Origin of the sequence: Pseudomonas sp. ME-P-057 (assembly GCF_030208975.1) — a bacterium.
Classification (GTDB): domain Bacteria; phylum Pseudomonadota; class Gammaproteobacteria; order Pseudomonadales; family Pseudomonadaceae; genus Aquipseudomonas; species Aquipseudomonas lutea.
The window spans coordinates 72,177-87,497 of the sequence record NZ_JARVSX010000045.1; the positions used below are offsets into that span (position 1 = coordinate 72,177).

A 15,321-nucleotide genomic window follows, 5' to 3' on the forward strand; every position below is an offset into this window, starting at 1 on the left:
GTGTTTCCGGATGTTTACCGGCCTACAGAACTTGGGGCATTTCAACGACGTAAATCGTCACAGAAGGCTTTATACTCCCGCCTTTGGTTTGGGGCGTAGCGCCCGCTTCATTACTTTGACTGGGAGTCTCAGCTATGCCCGAGAACGGTGCTGGCTTTATCAATCGTCTGGTTCGAACGTGCGTGTGGGCCAGTCTGGCCGTGGCGCCTATGGCTGCAAATGCTGCCGACGAAGATCCATGGGAAGGCGTCAACCGTGCGATTTTCCGCTTCAACGACACCGTCGATACCTACGCGCTGAAACCCATTGCCCAAGGCTATGAGTTCATCACGCCGCAATTTCTGGAAGACGGCATCCACAACATGTTTAAAAACGTCGGCGAAGTGACCAACTTTGCCAACGACGTGCTTCAAGCCAAGCCTGAAGCCGCTGGCGTCGACACCGCTCGCCTGATCTTCAACACCACGTTCGGCCTGCTGGGCTTTTTTGACGTCGGCACCAAGATGGGCTTGCAGCGCAACGACGAAGACTTCGGTCAGACTCTCGGCCACTGGGGCGTGAGCAGCGGTCCGTTCGTGATGCTGCCCCTGTTTGGCCCAAGCACCGTGCGCGATGCATTCGCCAAGTACCCCGACACCTACACCCAGCCTTGGCGTTACATTGACCATGTGCCAACCCGCAACACGGCGCTGGGTGTGAGCATTGTCGATACCCGCGCCAGCCTTCTGTCCGCAGAAAAGCTGATCAACGGAGACAAGTACATCTTCATCCGCAATGCTTATCTGCAGAACCGCGAGTACAAAGTGGAGGACGGCAAGGTCGTCGACGACTTCTGATCCCGTCTTACCGTAAAACGACACAAAAAGGCGACCCGAGGGTCGCCTTTTTATTTTCGGTTTTTTTCGAAACTGTGACGGAGTTCCGCCTGCGGTTTACTTCATCGCCAGAATGGTCAGCCCCAGTTTCTGTTCGCCGCCTTCGATGTCGGCGATCCACACGACCTCCGTATCGGCTTCAAGTCCCTTGAGCGCGGCATGCTCGGAGTCGATGCGTACGCTGAGTTTGTCGCCAACCTGAAACGAGCGCGGCGCCTGTACCTGCATGCCTGAGCCGGATAAGTCCACGCATACGGCGGGGATGATCTGACCGGCGTAGATAAGGTTGATGTCCGCATCCACCCGCATGCGAATGTAATCCCGTTTTTCTTCGTAATCGCGATCCAGCTGGCCCATGACGCATCCTTTGTTTTGATTGCTGATTCAGAGGTTCTTATAACTCTGCGCGATTTGCGATGTAAAGACGCCTTGCCCCAGCGGGAGCATGCTTGAAACGCCAGGCGGATGGGAGTACCGTCTGCGCCTTGAAGGGCAGCTCTGACACGCGAAGCGTTTGACCAAAAGTCCGCTACCTGGGCCAGAGAGGCTAGAAGCGAATCCAGTACGCGGCCTGACCCAAACCAGCCGCCTACGCCAACCTAATCTGGCGCCGTTTGCCCACATGCAAAAAACCAGTGCCACGCTGCTGATCATCGATGACGACGAAGTCGTGCGCGCGAGTCTCGCGGCCTACTTGGAAGACAGTGGGTTCAGCGTTCTGCAAGCCGGTAACGGCGTGCAGGGTCTACAGACCTTCGAGCAGGAAAAGCCCGATCTGCTGATCTGCGATCTGCGCATGCCGCAGGTGGGCGGCCTCGAGCTTATTCGTCAGGTGACCAGCCTGGCGCCGGAAACGCCGGTCATTGTGGTGTCCGGGGCAGGGGTCATGAGTGACGCCGTCGAGGCTCTGCGACTCGGCGCAGCCGATTACCTGATCAAGCCGCTGGAAGACCTCGCGGTGCTGGAACATTCGGTCAAGCGCGCGCTGGACCGCTCGCGCCTGTTGCTGGAGAACAGGGAATACCGGCAGAAGCTGGAGACCGCCAACCGCGAGCTTGAGGCCAGTCTGCACCTGTTGCAGGAAGACCAGGACGCGGGCCGCCAGGTCCAGATGAACATGTTGCCGACTAGCCCGTGGGCCATCGATGCGTTCGAATTTGAACACGAGATCATCCCTTCGCTGTATCTGTCCGGCGACTTCGTGGATTATTTTCGAGTCGACGAGCGCCGTGTAGCCTTCTACCTGGCGGACGTTTCCGGACACGGTGCGTCTTCGGCGTTCATCACCGTGCTGTTGAAATTCATGACCACGCGGCTGCTGTTTGAATCCAAGCGCGGCGGGATGCTGCCGAAATTCAAACCATCGGACGTCCTGGGCCATATCAACCGCGGTTTGATCAGCTGCAAGCTGGGTAAGCACGTCACCATGGTGGGCGGCGTGATTGACGAGGAAACCGGGCAGTTGACCTACAGTGTCGGTGGCCATCTGCCGCTGCCGGTGCTTTACACACCGGAAGAAACGCGCTATCTCGAAGGCCGCGGCCTGCCAGTGGGGCTGTTCAACGAAGCGACCTACACCGATCACGTTATCGATCTGCCTGCGTCCTTTAGTCTCACCCTGCTGTCCGACGGCATTCTGGACCTTCTGCCAGGTGATACACTCAAAGAGAAAGAAGCCAACTTGCCCGAACTGGTCAAGGCGGCGGGGGGCAGCCTGGACGGTCTGCGCCAAACGTTTGGATTGGCCACGCTAGGGGAGATGCCGGATGATATCGCCTTGTTAGTGTTGAGCAGGAACCTTTAATGAGTACCGGTAGAATCCAGTTCGCCGAGCAAGACGGCACATTTGTCCTCAAATTTGTGGGCGAAGTGCGTCTGACGCTGTGCTCTGCGTTGGATGCGACAATTGAGCGTATCTTCACCTCGATGAATTTTTCGACGGTGGTCATTGACCTCACTGAAACCCGCAGCATCGACAGCACTACGCTTGGGCTGCTTGCCAAGCTGTCGATCCTCTCGCGGCAGAAGGCCGGGCTGCTGCCAACGGTCGTGACCACTCATGAAGACATCACACGTTTGCTGCAGTCGATGGGCTTCGATCAGGTGTTCAATATCGTGGGTCGGCCGATTCCCCGTCCTGAAGCGCTTAGCGACCTGCCATCGCAGGACCAGTGTGAAGACGTGGTCAAGGCCAAGGTGCTGGAGGCCCACAAGATTCTGATGGGCTTGAACGACTCCAACCGAGAGGCGTTCCGCGACCTGGTCAATGCGCTCGAACACCAGTAATACCTTCAGCCCCTGATTCGGGCATGAAAAAAGGGCGGCACCTGTGAGGGTGCCGCCCTTTTTATGTCTCGCAAACCTTACGCTTTGTTCGACAGCATCTTCTCCAGCGCTACCTGGTCGCGGGCGAACTGACGAATGCCTTCAGCCAGCTTTTCAGTGGCCATGGCGTCTTCATTGGAGGCCCAGCGGAACTGGCTCTCGTTCAGGGTCACGCGCGCTTCGCCGCCATTGCCCGGCTTGAGTTTCTGCACCAGCGTGCCGTCGTCTTCCGAGAGTTTGTGCAGCAGGTCAGGGCTAATGGTCAGACGGTCGCAGCCGGCCAGTTCTTCGATCTGGCTGAGGTTACGGAAGCTGGCGCCCATGACCACGGTCTTGTAGTCGTTGGCTTTGTAGTAGTTATAAATGCGGGTCACGGACTGCACGCCCGGGTCCTCTGCACCGACATACTCCTTGCCTTCGGCTTTCTTGTACCAGTCGTAGATGCGGCCTACGAATGGCGAGATCAGAAACACGCCGGCGTCAGCGCAGGCCTGGGCCTGAGCGAAGGAGAACAGCAACGTCAGGTTGCACTGGATGCCTTTCTTTTCCAGCACCTCGGCGGCCTTGATGCCTTCCCAGGTGGAGGCCAGCTTGATCAGGATGCGATCGCGGCCGATGCCGAAGTCTTCATACAGGCCAACGATGCGGTCAGCGCGGTCGATACAGGCCTGCTTGTCGAACGACAGACGCGCGTCGACTTCGGTCGATACCCGGCCCGGAACCACTTTGAGGATTTCACGGCCGATGGCGACAGCGAAGCGGTCGCTGGCAACGTTAATGTCGTTGTTGCTGCCGGCAAACGCTTCTTTCAAACGATCACTGTTGCTGTCGCTGGAAGCGGCTTTGAGCAAGAGGGAAGGGTTGGTGGTCGCGTCGACGGGCTTGAGCTTTTCGATCGCGGCGAAATCGCCGGTGTCGGCAACAACGGTGGTGAATTGCTTTAGTTGTTCCAGCTTGGAAGTCATGAGCGTGCTCTGTCCTGTGGGTTTGCTGACATTACCCGAGCGCCGCCGGCCACTCAAGGGCGTAAACCGCAACAGACACACGGGTTTGGACGCCTGCATTTGCGCAAACAGCGTACCTGTGTGTCAGCCATGATCCGAGGCGCTGAGCGTTTTTAAAAGACAGCGCGGGATCAAAGGCGGGCGGTTCCCGAGGCGGGCGGATACTCGATTCAGACAGGTTGGAGCCCTGACCGAGCGGGATGTTCCCGCAGTGAGGAATCTAATCCAGCGAAGGGTCGTTGCCAGCAACCGGGGCGGGGCCGAACTGGGCGCAACTGCACCGACTGCAGGCCAATCAACGCGCGGACATCACACCGCAGTCACTGTCGACGGCCTTCAGCAACGTGGTCTGATCAAAGACCTCCAGGTGAACCTGACACGTCGCGTCAGCTGCAAGCGTCAGGCTCACGCTATTCGCCAGTACTCCGCTCTGCAAATCGCCCTGCTGATCGATGGCTGAAGTACCTTGCGCACTGCTTTGCCGGACGGTCATGCGGTACTGCAGGGTGAGCGCAGCCGGGGCTTGATGACTTCCCGTATCAGACCGTTCCGGCATAAGGCGCGCGCTTTGGTCAGGCTCGGCTTCAGCCGGACGTGCGAGCTGTTAGACTGCGCGTCCTTTTCGTCCGATCTGTTTACTTGCCCCATGCTGCCTACCACCGAACTCCCTGCCCAGCGCCTGCCGTCTGACCCATCACGGCGTTTCTCCGTGGCCCCGATGATGGATTGGACGGATCGCCACTGCCGTTTCTTCCTGCGCCTGCTGTCAAAGAACGCGCTGCTCTATACCGAGATGGTCACCACCGGCGCGTTGCTGCACGGTGACACCGAGCGGTTCCTGCGCCACGACGAGACGGAGCATCCGCTGGCGCTGCAGCTGGGCGGCAGCAACCCGGCTGACCTGGCTGCCAGCGCACGCCTGGCGCAAGCGGCGGGCTACGACGAGGTGAACCTCAACGTCGGCTGCCCCAGCGATCGGGTGCAGAACAACATGATCGGCGCGGTGTTGATGGGGCATCCGCAACTGGTCGCCGACTGCGTCAAGGCCATGCGCGACGCGGTGTCGATTCCGGTGACGGTGAAGCACCGCATCGGCATCAACGGACGCGACAGTTACGAGCAGCTTTGCGAGTTCGTCGGCACCGTCCGCGATGCCGGTTGCACCAGCTTCACCGTGCACGCCCGCATCGCCATCCTTGAGGGTTTGTCGCCCAAGGAAAACCGTGACATCCCGCCGCTGCGCTATGATATCGCCGCCCAGCTCAAGCATGACTTTCCCGAGCTGGAAATTGTCCTCAACGGTGGCATCAAGACGCTGGAGCAGTGCAAGGAACACCTGAACACCTTTGACGGCGTGATGCTCGGCCGCGAGGCGTATCACAACCCTTATTTGCTGGCTGATGTTGATCGCGAGCTGTTTGGCGACACCGCGCCGCAGATCAGCCGTGCCGGAGCGCTGGCGCTTATGCGGCCCTACATTGAAGCGCACTTGAATGAAGGCGGATCGATGCACCACATTACCCGCCACGTCCTCGGCCTTGGCACCGGCTTTCCGGGCGCACGCAAGTTTCGGCAGATGCTCTCGGTGGACATACACAAGACGGACGATCCGCTGGGGTTGCTGGATCGGGCGGGGGAGTTGCTGGAGGGGCGGTAAGTGGATCGCATCTTCTCATAACGTAAGTTGGATTGAGTTTGATGCAGTAGCGCGCGGGCCCAAGAATGACAGTGGAGCTGCGTGATCCAGTTCGCTGATCCGACGCATTCGTGGGCAAGCGCGCTCATACGAGGGTTGCAGCGGACACCAGTGGTTCGGCTGACACGAATGACTCGGCTGACACCCCGTCCCGTAGTAGCCGGCTTGCTGGCGAAGACGGTGGATCAGAAATGAGCAAGTTAACCGACCTGACAGCTTCGCCAGCAAGCCGGCTCCTACCGGGCGAGGGTGTCATTTAGCCGTGGTGTTGCCCGCTGAAGCCTCACGCGCTCACCGCCGCCCAGCCCGCGTACTCACATCCACCCACACCGCCAGCACCAGGATGCTGCCCTTGACGATCATCTGCCAGTAGCTGTCGACGTCGAGCATGGACATGCCGTTGCCCAGACTGGCGCGCCGACGAAGAGGATGACACCGGAAATACGATGAAGGATTGGTTGCGGCGGAAAACCTGCGGATCGGCTGACACGAATGATTCGGCTGACACCCCGTCCCGTAGGAGCCGGCTTGCTGGCGAAGGCGGTGGATCAGAAATGAACACGTTCACCGACCTGACAGCTTCGCCAGCAAGCCGGCTCCTACAGGGCGTGGGAGTCATTTAGCCGTGGTGTTGCCTGCTGAAGCCTCACGCGCTTACCGCCGTCCGCTCCGCGTACTCACATCCACCCACACCGCCAGTACCAGGATGCTGCCCTTGACGATCATCTGCCAGTAGCTGTCGACGTCGAGCATGGACATACCGTTGTCCAGGCTGGTGATGACCAGCGCACCGAGCAGGGCGCCGTAGACGGTTCCCGAGCCGCCGCGCATGGATGTGCCGCCGATGAAGCATGCGGCGATGGCGTCGAGTTCGCCCATGTTGCCCGCCGAGGGTGAGCCTGCGGCCAGGCGCGCAGTATTGACCAGACCGGCGAGGGCGCACATGACACCCATGATGCCGAAGATCCACAGCTTGACCGCCTGCACGTTGATGCCGGACAGACGTGTCGCCTCCATGTTGCTGCCCACCGAGTAGATACGCCGGCCGAACACGGTCTGGCTGGTGATGTAGCTGAAGACGCCAAGCAGCACCAGCAGCAACAGCACCGGCACCGGAATGCCGTCGTAGCTGTTGAGGGTGTAGACGAAGCCGGCCAACACAGCGCCGATGGCCACCACGCGCACGAGGTCCCTCACGATCGCGTGCGCCGCCAGGCCATGCAGGGCGCGGTTGCGACGCTGACGCCAGGTCAGGAACAGCGTCAGCGCGAACAGCAACACACCCAGGACAACACCCACCAGCGGCGGCAGATATCCCTGGCCCACGTACACCAGCTCCGGCGAGACCGGGGCGATGGTGGTGCCACCGGTGATCCCCAGCAAAATGCCGCGGAACGCCAGCATGCCGCCCAGACCGACGATGAACGACGGGATGCGCAGGTACGCCGTCATGCAGCCGTTGGCGAGGCCGATCAGCAGGCCGCAGGCCGCGACGATGCACAGGTTCAGGGGCAGCGGCACGTGGTACACCACGTCGAGAATCGCCGCCACGCCGCCGAGCAGGCCGAGCAGCGAGCCCACCGACAGGTCGATCTCGCCGCTGATGATCACCAGCACCATGCCGCAGGCGAGGATACCGGTGATCGACATCTGCCGCAGCAGGTTGGACAGGTTGCGCGGGGTCAGGAAGCCGCCTTCGGTTTGCCAACTGAAAAACAGCCAGATGATGGCAATGGCGATCACCAGCGCGAGCATTTTGTAGCGGGTAAACAGTTGTTTGAGCTGATTCATTGACGCGCTTCTCCCACAGCACCTGGCCGGTCGTTGTCGTTTTTGTGGTGCGCCGCAAGATAGTCGCCTGACTGGCTGAGCGCCGCCGCGAGTACCTGTTCCTGGGTCAGCCCTTCGTTGATGAAGTCCCCGCGCAGTTGACCTTCACCAATCACCAGCACGCGGTCGGAGACGCCGAGCACTTCGGCCAGCTCCGACGACACCATGATGATCGACACGCCCGTGGCAGCCAGTGCACCCATCAGCTTGTAAATCTCGTATTTGGCGCCGACGTCCACGCCGCGCGTGGGCTCGTCGAGAATCAGTACCCGAGGCTGGGTCAGGAGCATCTTCGCCAGCACGGCTTTTTGTTGATTGCCCCCGGACAGGCTGGTGATCGGCAGGAACGGGCTGGCTGTCTTCAGATGCATGCGCGAGATCTCCTTGTCGATGCTGCCCAGTTCGGCTTCAGCGTCGATGCGGGTCAGGTGCGCGAAGCTGTCGAGCACGGCCAGGGTGATGTTCTGCCCGACGCCGAGGTCGGGAATGATGCCCTGACGCTTGCGGTCCTCGGGCACCATGCACAGGCCCGCGCGAATGGACTTGAGCGGGGTGCGGGTGTCGATCGGTTTGCCGTCCAGCCACACTTCGCCGGTGTAACGTCCGGGGTAAGCGCCGAACAGCGCCGACACCAGCTCGGTGCGCCCGGCGCCAACCAGCCCGGCGATGCCCAGGATTTCCCCACGCTTGAGCACGAACGAAATGTCGTCCACACGTTTGCGCTTGGGGTTGTCGACGTCATAGCAGGTAACGTTGCGCGCCTCGAAGATCACTTCGCCCACGGCATGGGGTTCGGTGGGATAGAGGTTGCTCATCTCGCGACCAACCATCTGCGTGATGATTTTCGGGATGTCCATGTCAGCCATGGCCGTGGTCGCAATGTGCTTGCCATCGCGGATCACCGAAATGGTGTCGCAGACGGCGGCGACTTCATCGAGTTTGTGGGAGATGTAGACGCAGGCCACGCCTTTTGCCTTCAGGTCCCGGATGATGTCGAGCAGCACGTCGATTTCCGATCGGGTCAGCGCTGAGGAAGGTTCGTCGAGAATCAGCAGCCGCGCCTGCTTGTTCAGCGCCTTGGCGATTTCCACCAGCTGCTGATAGCCGCCGCCGTATTGGGAGACCGGCAACGAGACATTCATGTCCGGCACTTTCAGCTCACGCATCAAGGCTTCGGCGCGGTGGATCATGGCCGGGTAATTCATCCGCCCGCCCGGCAGGGTCAGCTCGTGACCCATGAAAATGTTCTCCGCCACCGAGAGGTCGGGGACCAGGGTCAGTTCCTGATGGATGATGACGATGCCGGTGGCCTCGGTCTCACTGATCGACTGCGCCCGCAGCGGCTGGCCGTCCCAGAGGATTTCCCCCTCCCAGGTGCCGTAGGGGTAGACCGCTGACAAGACTTTCATCAGGGTCGATTTGCCAGCACCGTTCTCGCCGCACAGCCCGACGCATTCGCCGGCGCGCACCTTGATGTCGATGCCGTTCAACGCTTTGACACCGCCGAACGATTTGACGATGCCGTTCATTTGCAGCAGGTATTCGGACATTGCAGGATCTCACGCAGAAGCTAGCCAATCGGGGGCCGGCGCTATTCGTGCCGGCCCCGAATGGCTGAGAAGGCGATCAGAAAAGGGTCTGTTACTTACCCGCGATCTGGTCCTTGGTGTAGAACCCGTCCTTCTCCAGCAGATCGATGTTGTCCTTGGTCAGCGGGGTGGGCGTCAGCAGGATGGTGTCGACTTTTTTGGTGCCATTGTCGTATTGCGAGCTGTACTGCGGCTTCTCGTTGCGCGCCAGTTGCACCGACAGTTTTGCAGCCTCGGAAGCGATCAGTTTCAGTGGCTTGTACACGGTCATGGTCTGCGTGCCGTCGATCACGCGCTTGACCGCTGCCAAGTCGGCGTCCTGGCCCGAAATCGGCACTTTACCGGCCAGTTTTTGCGCCGCCAGGGCCTGAATCGCGCCGCCGGCGGTGGCGTCGTTGGAGGCGACGATGCCGTCGATTTTGTTGCTGTTTTTGGTCAGGGCGTTCTCTACGATGCTCAGCGCTTCGGTCGGGTTCCATTCCTTGACCCATTGCTGGCCGACGATTTTGATGTCGCCCTTGTCGATGGCCGGCTGCAGCACTTTCATCTGGCCTTCGCGCAGCACCTTGGCGTTGTTGTCGGTGGGGGCGCCGCCGAGCAGGAAGTAGTTGCCCTTCGGCGCGGCCTTGAGCACGCCGGCCGCCTGCATTTCACCGACTTTCTCGTTGTCGAACGAGATGTAGGCATCAATGTCGGCGTTGAGAATCAGGCGGTCGTAGGACACGACTTTGATGCCGGCTTTCTTGGCCTCGGCGACGGCGTTGGTCAGCACGGTGGCGTTGAACGGCACGATGACGATGACATCGACGCCGCGCGAAATCAGGTTCTCGATCTGCGAGATCTGCTTTTGCTCGTTGGCATCGGCGGACTGGACAAAGACCTTGGCGTCCATTTTCTCTGCTGCTGCGACAAAGTAGTCACGGTCGCGAGACCAGCGCTCCAGACGCAGGTCATCAATGGAGAAGCCGATTTTCGGGTGCGCCGAATCGGCCGTGACCGGCAGGCTGAGCAAAGCCAGAGCGCTGGCGAGGAGGGTGGTTTTCAAGTTCTTCATGGGGTTGCGTCCTGTTATTTTTGTTTAGAGACACTGTTGCAGCATGTTCGGGTTGCCGGTGAACTGTAGATACTGGCCACGCGCCGCGAGCAGGGAATTGTCGTGAGAATGTAACCAGCCCCCTTTGCGTAATAGGACCTGCTGAAGTTAGTAGGACCGGCTTTAGCCGGGCAGCTGCTGGCGTCATACCGCAAGATTGATGCTGCACACACTGGCCTCTTCCCGGCTGAAGCCGGTCCTACGAAAAGCATCGCGTCCATCCAGCGGATTGGAGATGACCTCGCCGGTCCTGCATGGGGATCGCGATCATCACCTGTCAGGGATAGATGAACCGGTTGACGACGCCTTCAAGCATCTCCTGCCGACCGCTCACTGCCTGCGGGTTCAATTCGTTGTCCACGGCATGTTGCGCCAGGGCATCCAGGCTGAACTCACCCGACAGCACCGCACGGCCAAAGGGTTGGTCCCAACCGGCGTAGCGCTGGTCCTTGAACGCTTGCAGCCGGTCGTCCTCGATCATCGCAGCGGCGCGTTCCAGCGACAGGGCGAGGACGTCCATGGCGACCACGTGGCCATAGAACAGATCGATTTCATCGAGGCTCTGGCGACGGACTTTCGAGTCGAAGTTGTAACCGCCGTTTTTGAAGCCGCCGACTTTGAGGATCTCGTACGTCGCCAGGGTCAGCTCTTCAACGCTGTTGGGAAACTGATCGGTGTCCCAGCCATTTTGTGGATCGCCCCGGTTGGCATCGATGCTGCCGAAAATACCCAGCGACGCTGCCGTGGCGATTTCATGGTGGAAGCTGTGACCGGCGAGGGTGGCGTGGTTGGCCTCGATATTGACCTTGATCTCTTTCTCCAGGCCGAACTGCTGCAAAAAGCCGAATACCGTGGCGCTGTCGTAGTCGTACTGGTGCTTGGTCGGCTCCTGCGGTTTGGGCTCGATCAGCAGGTCACCGGTGAAACCGATCTTGTGCTTGTGCTCCACCACCATGCGCATGAAGCGACCCAGTTGCTCACGCTCGCGCTTGAGGTCGGTGTTGAGCAGCGTCTCGTAGCCTTCGCGGCCGCCCCACAGCACATAGTTGGCGCCGTTCAGACGCTTGGTCGCGTTCATCGCGCTGCACACCTGAGCGGCGGCAAAGGCGAACACTTCCGGGTCCGGGTTACTGGCGGCACCGGCGGCGAAACGTGGGTTGCTGAAGCAGTTGGCGGTGCCCCACAACAGCTGGATGCCGCTTTGCTCCTGGTGGCGTTCCAGCTCATCGACCATCTGCGCGAAGTTGTGGCTGTATTCCTTCAGGCTGGCGCCTTCCGGTGCAACGTCGGTGTCGTGGAAGCTGTAATAGTCGATGCCCAGTTTGGAGAAGAACTCAAAGGCCGCCTCGGCCTTGAAGCGCGCCAGTTCCAGGGCATCACCCGGCTTGTTCCAGGGACGCTTGAACGTGCCGACGCCGAACATATCAGCGCCCGGCCAGACGAAGGTGTGCCAGTAACACGCGGCCATGCGCAGGTGTTCGCGCATTGGTTTACCGAGGATGATCTTGTCGGCGTCGTAGTGGCGAAAGGCGAGGGGCGAGTCGCTGCCAGGGCCTTCATAGCGGATCTTGTCGACATCGGGAAAGCAGGGCATCGGGAATTCCTTATTGTTCTGGGGGAGGGAAACCGGCTGTCCCCGATACTAGCAACGGCCCCGCGCCCGCCGATTGCGAAAATCACCAACAGGCTGTTCGATTTTGAGTATTGAGATTCCTCCGGCGCAGGCCTAGGCTGTGCCGACTCGCTTGACAGGCCCGGGGAACAATAATGAAAACCGTCCCGCCCGCTCACCGTATTGCGCTGTTGTTCAACGGCGGCAAGATCTACGACCGCGGCATCATCACTGGCATCGGCAACTACCTGAGCAGCACGCGCGCGTCGTGGGATCTGTTTCTGGAAGAGGACTTTCTGTGCCGGCTCAAGGGCATCGAGCGCTGGCAGGGCGACGGCATCATTGCTGACTTTGACGACCCGCTGATCGGCGAAGCGCTGGCCGGAAGCCGTTTGCCGGTGGTCGCCGTGGGCGGCTCTTACGAAGACGAGCGTTCCTACCCAAAAAACATCCCTTATGTGGCCACCGACAATTTCGCGCTGATCAAGCTGGCCTACGAGCACTTGATTGAAGCCGGCCTGACGCGGTTTGCCTGTTTCAGCCTGCCTGAAGCCCAGAGCAATCGCTGGGCCCAGGAGCGCGAAAAGGCCTTTCGCCGACTGTTGCAGCGCGACGGTTTGCGCGGCGAAGTCTATCGCGGCCTCAGCACCAGCGCGCCACTGTGGGACAGCGCCGTGCAGCAGCAGATCACCTGGCTGCAGAGCCTGCCCAAGCCCATTGGCATTATCGCCGTGAGTGACGCCCGCGCCCGGCAGTTGCTGCAGGCGTGTCTGACGGCGGGCATCGCGGTGCCCGAGCAAGTGGCGCTGATTGGGATCGACAATGACCCGCTGACCCGCACCCTGACACGCGTGCCGCTGAGCTCGGTGATCCAGGGCACGCAAAGCATGGGCCGCACGGCGGCGCGCCTGCTGCATCAGATGCTCCACGGTGTGCCGTCGACCACCAGCCAGATTCTGGTGCCGCCGGAGGCCATCAACGTTCAAGCCTCCAGCCTGCATCAGCCGCTGGGCAACCCTTATGTCATGCAGGCGCTGCATTTCATTCGTCAGTACGCGTGCCAGGGAATCAAGACCGCTCAAGTGGCCGCCTACGTCGGCGTGTCACGCTCCTCGCTGGAATCGCACTTTCGCAAGGAGCGCGGTTGCAGCGTGCATGACGAGATTTTGAGTTTCAAACTGACCGCCGCGGCGTCGGGCCTCAAGCACAGCGACTCTGCCATTGCCGACATCGCCCAGAATTGTGGCTTCAAATCGGCGCAGTACCTGCACACGGTCTTTCGCCGGGAATTCGGCTGCACCCCACGGGAATACCAGCAGAGCGACGCGGCACCGATTCATTGATTCGCTTCAGGGGTGACCTTTCAGTGGGCACCCGATAAAACAACGACAACATCACAGGAGTCATCGATGCATCCGATTCGTTTAGCGCTGGTGGGTTACGGCAAGATCGCCCAGGACCAGCACGTGCCGGCCATTCGCCGCAGCGACCGTTTCGAACTGGTCGCCGTCGCGACGCTGGGTCAGCACTGCCCGGACGTGCCCAATTTCAGCTCGCTGGCCGAGCTGCTGGAGCAGGGGCCGCAGGTCGATGCCATCGCCTTCTGCACGCCGCCGCAAGGCCGTTTTGCGCTGGTCGAACAGGCGCTGAGGGCAGGCAAACACGTGCTGGTGGAGAAACCGCCGTGCTCGACCCTGGGCGAAGCGCTCGCGCTGATCGATGAAGTCAACGCGGCAGGCGTCAGCGGCCTGTTTGCCTGGCATTCGCGGTTTGCGCCCGGGGTGCTCAATGCAAAGCAGTGGCTTGAAGGGAAAACCCTCAAGCAGGTGCGCATCGACTGGAAAGAGCAGGTGCGCAAGTGGCACCCGGGGCAGGCGTGGATCTGGCAGGCAGGCGGGCTGGGCGTGTTCGATCCGGGAATCAACGCATTGTCGATCATCACTGAGCTGCTGCCGCGCGCGCTGTTCGTCGAATCCGCCCATCTGAACGTGCCCGGCAACTGCCAGTCGCCGATTGCGGCGTCTCTGCAGATGCGTTCGGGTGAGCAGGTGCGAGTGGTGGCTGAGCTGGATTTCGATCACAGCGTCAATGAGCAATGGAGCATCGAACTGGAGTGTGAAGAGGGCGTTATGCGCCTGGATGCGGGCGGTGCGCAGGTCACCCTCGACGGCGTTTCACAGGAAGTGTCGGAGGAGGGTGAGTACCCGGTGATGTACGCGCATTTCGCGCGGTTGATCCAAGCCGGCAAAAGCGACCTCGACCTGCAACCGCTGCGCATCGTCGCCGACAGCTTTTTCGTCGGCAGCAAAACGACTGTTGCTGATTTTCACGAGTAAACGCCGTTCGCCCGATCCGCCCGCCGAACCCTCGGCGGCGGATCGGCGGCGGATCGCGTGAATCCCGCACTCGGACCGCGTTGCCCTTGATGCGGCGGACGCAGTGCGGTGGTTTTTGCGGCGAACGCAGTACGGCGGTCGGTCAGATGTGCACGACCCCGGCCAGGGCGATGGAGAACGAAACGATGAGTGTCAACAGGATGGTCATGTTGATGGACATTGCGGGCAAATCCTTGTCTGGGAAATCGATGAAGCCATCATCCGGATTTGCGAGGGCAAACTGAACGGCGTTCGTACGTATGTTGGCAATCGATGGAAACAATAGTTCGGGGTTTTTACGGGGAAAGCAGCTGCAGTGGCACACGACCGAACACCCGCGCCAGACCCAAAAACAAGGAGCCGGCTTGCTGGCGAACGCGGTGGGCCACTCACCCCTGCGGTGGCTGACACAATGCCTTCGCGGGCAAGCGCGCTCCTACAAGGAATGCCCGTACGACCGAAGGGATATCCGCACGACCGAGGGGATATCTGCACCACCGAAGGAATATCTGCACGACTGAAGACCCGCGCCAAACGCAAAACCTGTAGGAGCCGGCTTGAACTGGCGAACGCGGTGGGCCAATCCCCTGCGGTGGCTGACACAATGCCTTCGCGGGCAAGCGCGCTCCTACAACAAATACCCGCACGACCGAAGGAACATCCGCACGACCGAAGGAATATCTGCACGACTGAAGACCCGCGCCAGACGCAAAACCTGTAGGAGCCGGCTTGCTGGCGAACGCGGTGGGCCACTCACCCCAGCTGTGCCTGACACAACGCCTTCGCGGGCAAGCGCGCTCCTACAACGAATGCCCGTACGACCGAAGGAATATCTGCACCACCGGAGGAATATCTGCACGACCGAACACCCGCGCCAGACGCAAAACCTGTAGGAGCCGGCTTGCTGGCGAACCCGGTGGTC

General features: G+C 60.6%; 13 protein-coding genes and 1 pseudogene. 6 read left to right on the forward strand and 8 right to left on the reverse strand.

Translation table 11 applies throughout. From position 1 onward, the window contains the following. The first annotated feature begins 134 nt into the window (after nt 1-134). Complete coding sequence (locus QRN48_RS23235) at nt 135-836, forward strand: MlaA family lipoprotein (RefSeq protein WP_285353566.1); 702 nt, start codon at nt 135-137, stop codon at nt 834-836. A gap of 96 nt (nt 837-932) precedes the next feature. On the opposite strand, the gene QRN48_RS23240 is transcribed toward QRN48_RS23235, so the two are convergent. Beyond that, nucleotides 933-1,232 (reverse strand): PilZ domain-containing protein, encoded by a 300-nt coding sequence (locus QRN48_RS23240; RefSeq protein ID WP_037009272.1) that lies wholly within the window; start codon nt 1,230-1,232, stop codon nt 933-935. Nucleotides 1,233-1,497: 265 nt separating this feature from the next. On the opposite strand from QRN48_RS23240, the gene rssB reads away from it, so the two are divergent. Together rssB and rssC are read left to right on the forward strand one after the other, a co-directional pair. After that, complete coding sequence (rssB, locus tag QRN48_RS23245) at nt 1,498-2,679, forward strand: two-component system response regulator RssB (protein WP_285353568.1); 1,182 nt, start codon at nt 1,498-1,500, stop codon at nt 2,677-2,679. Then, nucleotides 2,679-3,161 (forward strand): anti-sigma factor antagonist RssC, encoded by a 483-nt coding sequence (rssC, locus tag QRN48_RS23250; RefSeq protein WP_037009276.1) that lies wholly within the window; start codon nt 2,679-2,681, stop codon nt 3,159-3,161. The genes rssB and rssC overlap by 1 nt, the downstream gene beginning before the upstream one ends. Nucleotides 3,162-3,238: 77 nt before the next feature. On the opposite strand, the gene tal is transcribed toward rssC, so the two are convergent. Together tal and QRN48_RS23260 are read right to left on the reverse strand one after the other, a co-directional pair. Further along, nucleotides 3,239-4,165 carry a transaldolase gene (gene tal / locus QRN48_RS23255; protein ID WP_191945181.1) on the reverse strand — a complete coding sequence of 309 codons (927 nt, stop codon included), beginning with the start codon at nt 4,163-4,165 and terminating at the stop codon, nt 3,239-3,241. 334 nt (nt 4,166-4,499) lie between these two features. Then, the gene (locus QRN48_RS23260) at nt 4,500-4,697 is read right to left on the reverse strand and encodes a hypothetical protein (protein WP_285353572.1); all 198 of its coding nucleotides are present in this window, start codon (nt 4,695-4,697) and stop codon (nt 4,500-4,502) included. A gap of 153 nt (nt 4,698-4,850) precedes the next feature. On the opposite strand from QRN48_RS23260, the gene dusA reads away from it, so the two are divergent. After that, a complete protein-coding gene (gene dusA, locus QRN48_RS23265; RefSeq protein ID WP_285353574.1) occupies nt 4,851-5,861 on the forward strand; it encodes a tRNA dihydrouridine(20/20a) synthase DusA in 1,011 nt (336 codons plus the stop codon). 330 nt (nt 5,862-6,191) lie between these two features. On the opposite strand, the pseudogene QRN48_RS23270 reads toward dusA, so the two are convergent. The 5 genes and pseudogenes from QRN48_RS23270 to xylA all read right to left on the reverse strand — a co-directional run. Next, nucleotides 6,192-6,311, reverse strand: a pseudogene (locus QRN48_RS23270) (sugar ABC transporter permease); the annotation flags it as partial. Between the two features lie 243 nt (nt 6,312-6,554). Continuing rightward, complete coding sequence (locus QRN48_RS23275; protein WP_191945184.1) at nt 6,555-7,691, reverse strand: sugar ABC transporter permease; 1,137 nt, start codon at nt 7,689-7,691, stop codon at nt 6,555-6,557. After that, nucleotides 7,688-9,280, reverse strand: coding sequence for a D-xylose ABC transporter ATP-binding protein (gene xylG, locus QRN48_RS23280; protein ID WP_285353576.1), 1,593 nt, complete (start codon nt 9,278-9,280; stop codon nt 7,688-7,690). The genes QRN48_RS23275 and xylG overlap by 4 nt, the downstream gene beginning before the upstream one ends. Nucleotides 9,281-9,371: 91 nt before the next feature. Then, the gene (gene xylF, locus QRN48_RS23285) at nt 9,372-10,373 is read right to left on the reverse strand and encodes a D-xylose ABC transporter substrate-binding protein (protein ID WP_285353578.1); all 1,002 of its coding nucleotides are present in this window, start codon (nt 10,371-10,373) and stop codon (nt 9,372-9,374) included. 316 nt (nt 10,374-10,689) lie between these two features. Next, nucleotides 10,690-12,006 (reverse strand): xylose isomerase, encoded by a 1,317-nt coding sequence (gene xylA / locus QRN48_RS23290; protein ID WP_285353580.1) that lies wholly within the window; start codon nt 12,004-12,006, stop codon nt 10,690-10,692. Between the two features lie 173 nt (nt 12,007-12,179). On the opposite strand from xylA, the gene QRN48_RS23295 reads away from it, so the two are divergent. Then, the gene (locus QRN48_RS23295) at nt 12,180-13,367 is read left to right on the forward strand and encodes a XylR family transcriptional regulator (RefSeq protein ID WP_191945186.1); all 1,188 of its coding nucleotides are present in this window, start codon (nt 12,180-12,182) and stop codon (nt 13,365-13,367) included. Nucleotides 13,368-13,433: 66 nt separating this feature from the next. After that, nucleotides 13,434-14,360 carry a Gfo/Idh/MocA family protein gene (locus QRN48_RS23300; protein WP_285353582.1) on the forward strand — a complete coding sequence of 309 codons (927 nt, stop codon included), beginning with the start codon at nt 13,434-13,436 and terminating at the stop codon, nt 14,358-14,360. Nucleotides 14,361-15,321: the final 961 nt, after the last annotated feature.

Bases quoted from the DNA above. Each gene is read 5' to 3' on its own strand.
- QRN48_RS23235 (WP_285353566.1), top strand. From the start codon at position 135: ATGCCCGAGAACGGTGCTGGCTTTATCAATCGTCTGGTTCGAACGTGC.
- QRN48_RS23240 (WP_037009272.1), bottom strand. From the start codon at position 1,232: ATGGGCCAGCTGGATCGCGATTACGAAGAAAAACGGGATTACATTCGC.
- rssB (WP_285353568.1), top strand. From the start codon at position 1,498: ATGCAAAAAACCAGTGCCACGCTGCTGATCATCGATGACGACGAAGTC.
- rssC (WP_037009276.1), top strand. From the start codon at position 2,679: ATGAGTACCGGTAGAATCCAGTTCGCCGAGCAAGACGGCACATTTGTC.
- tal (WP_191945181.1), bottom strand. From the start codon at position 4,165: ATGACTTCCAAGCTGGAACAACTAAAGCAATTCACCACCGTTGTTGCC.
- QRN48_RS23260 (WP_285353572.1), bottom strand. From the start codon at position 4,697: ATGACCGTCCGGCAAAGCAGTGCGCAAGGTACTTCAGCCATCGATCAG.
- dusA (WP_285353574.1), top strand. From the start codon at position 4,851: ATGCTGCCTACCACCGAACTCCCTGCCCAGCGCCTGCCGTCTGACCCA.
- QRN48_RS23275 (WP_191945184.1), bottom strand. From the start codon at position 7,691: ATGAATCAGCTCAAACAACTGTTTACCCGCTACAAAATGCTCGCGCTG.
- xylG (WP_285353576.1), bottom strand. From the start codon at position 9,280: ATGTCCGAATACCTGCTGCAAATGAACGGCATCGTCAAATCGTTCGGC.
- xylF (WP_285353578.1), bottom strand. From the start codon at position 10,373: ATGAAGAACTTGAAAACCACCCTCCTCGCCAGCGCTCTGGCTTTGCTC.
- xylA (WP_285353580.1), bottom strand. From the start codon at position 12,006: ATGCCCTGCTTTCCCGATGTCGACAAGATCCGCTATGAAGGCCCTGGC.
- QRN48_RS23295 (WP_191945186.1), top strand. From the start codon at position 12,180: ATGAAAACCGTCCCGCCCGCTCACCGTATTGCGCTGTTGTTCAACGGC.
- QRN48_RS23300 (WP_285353582.1), top strand. From the start codon at position 13,434: ATGCATCCGATTCGTTTAGCGCTGGTGGGTTACGGCAAGATCGCCCAG.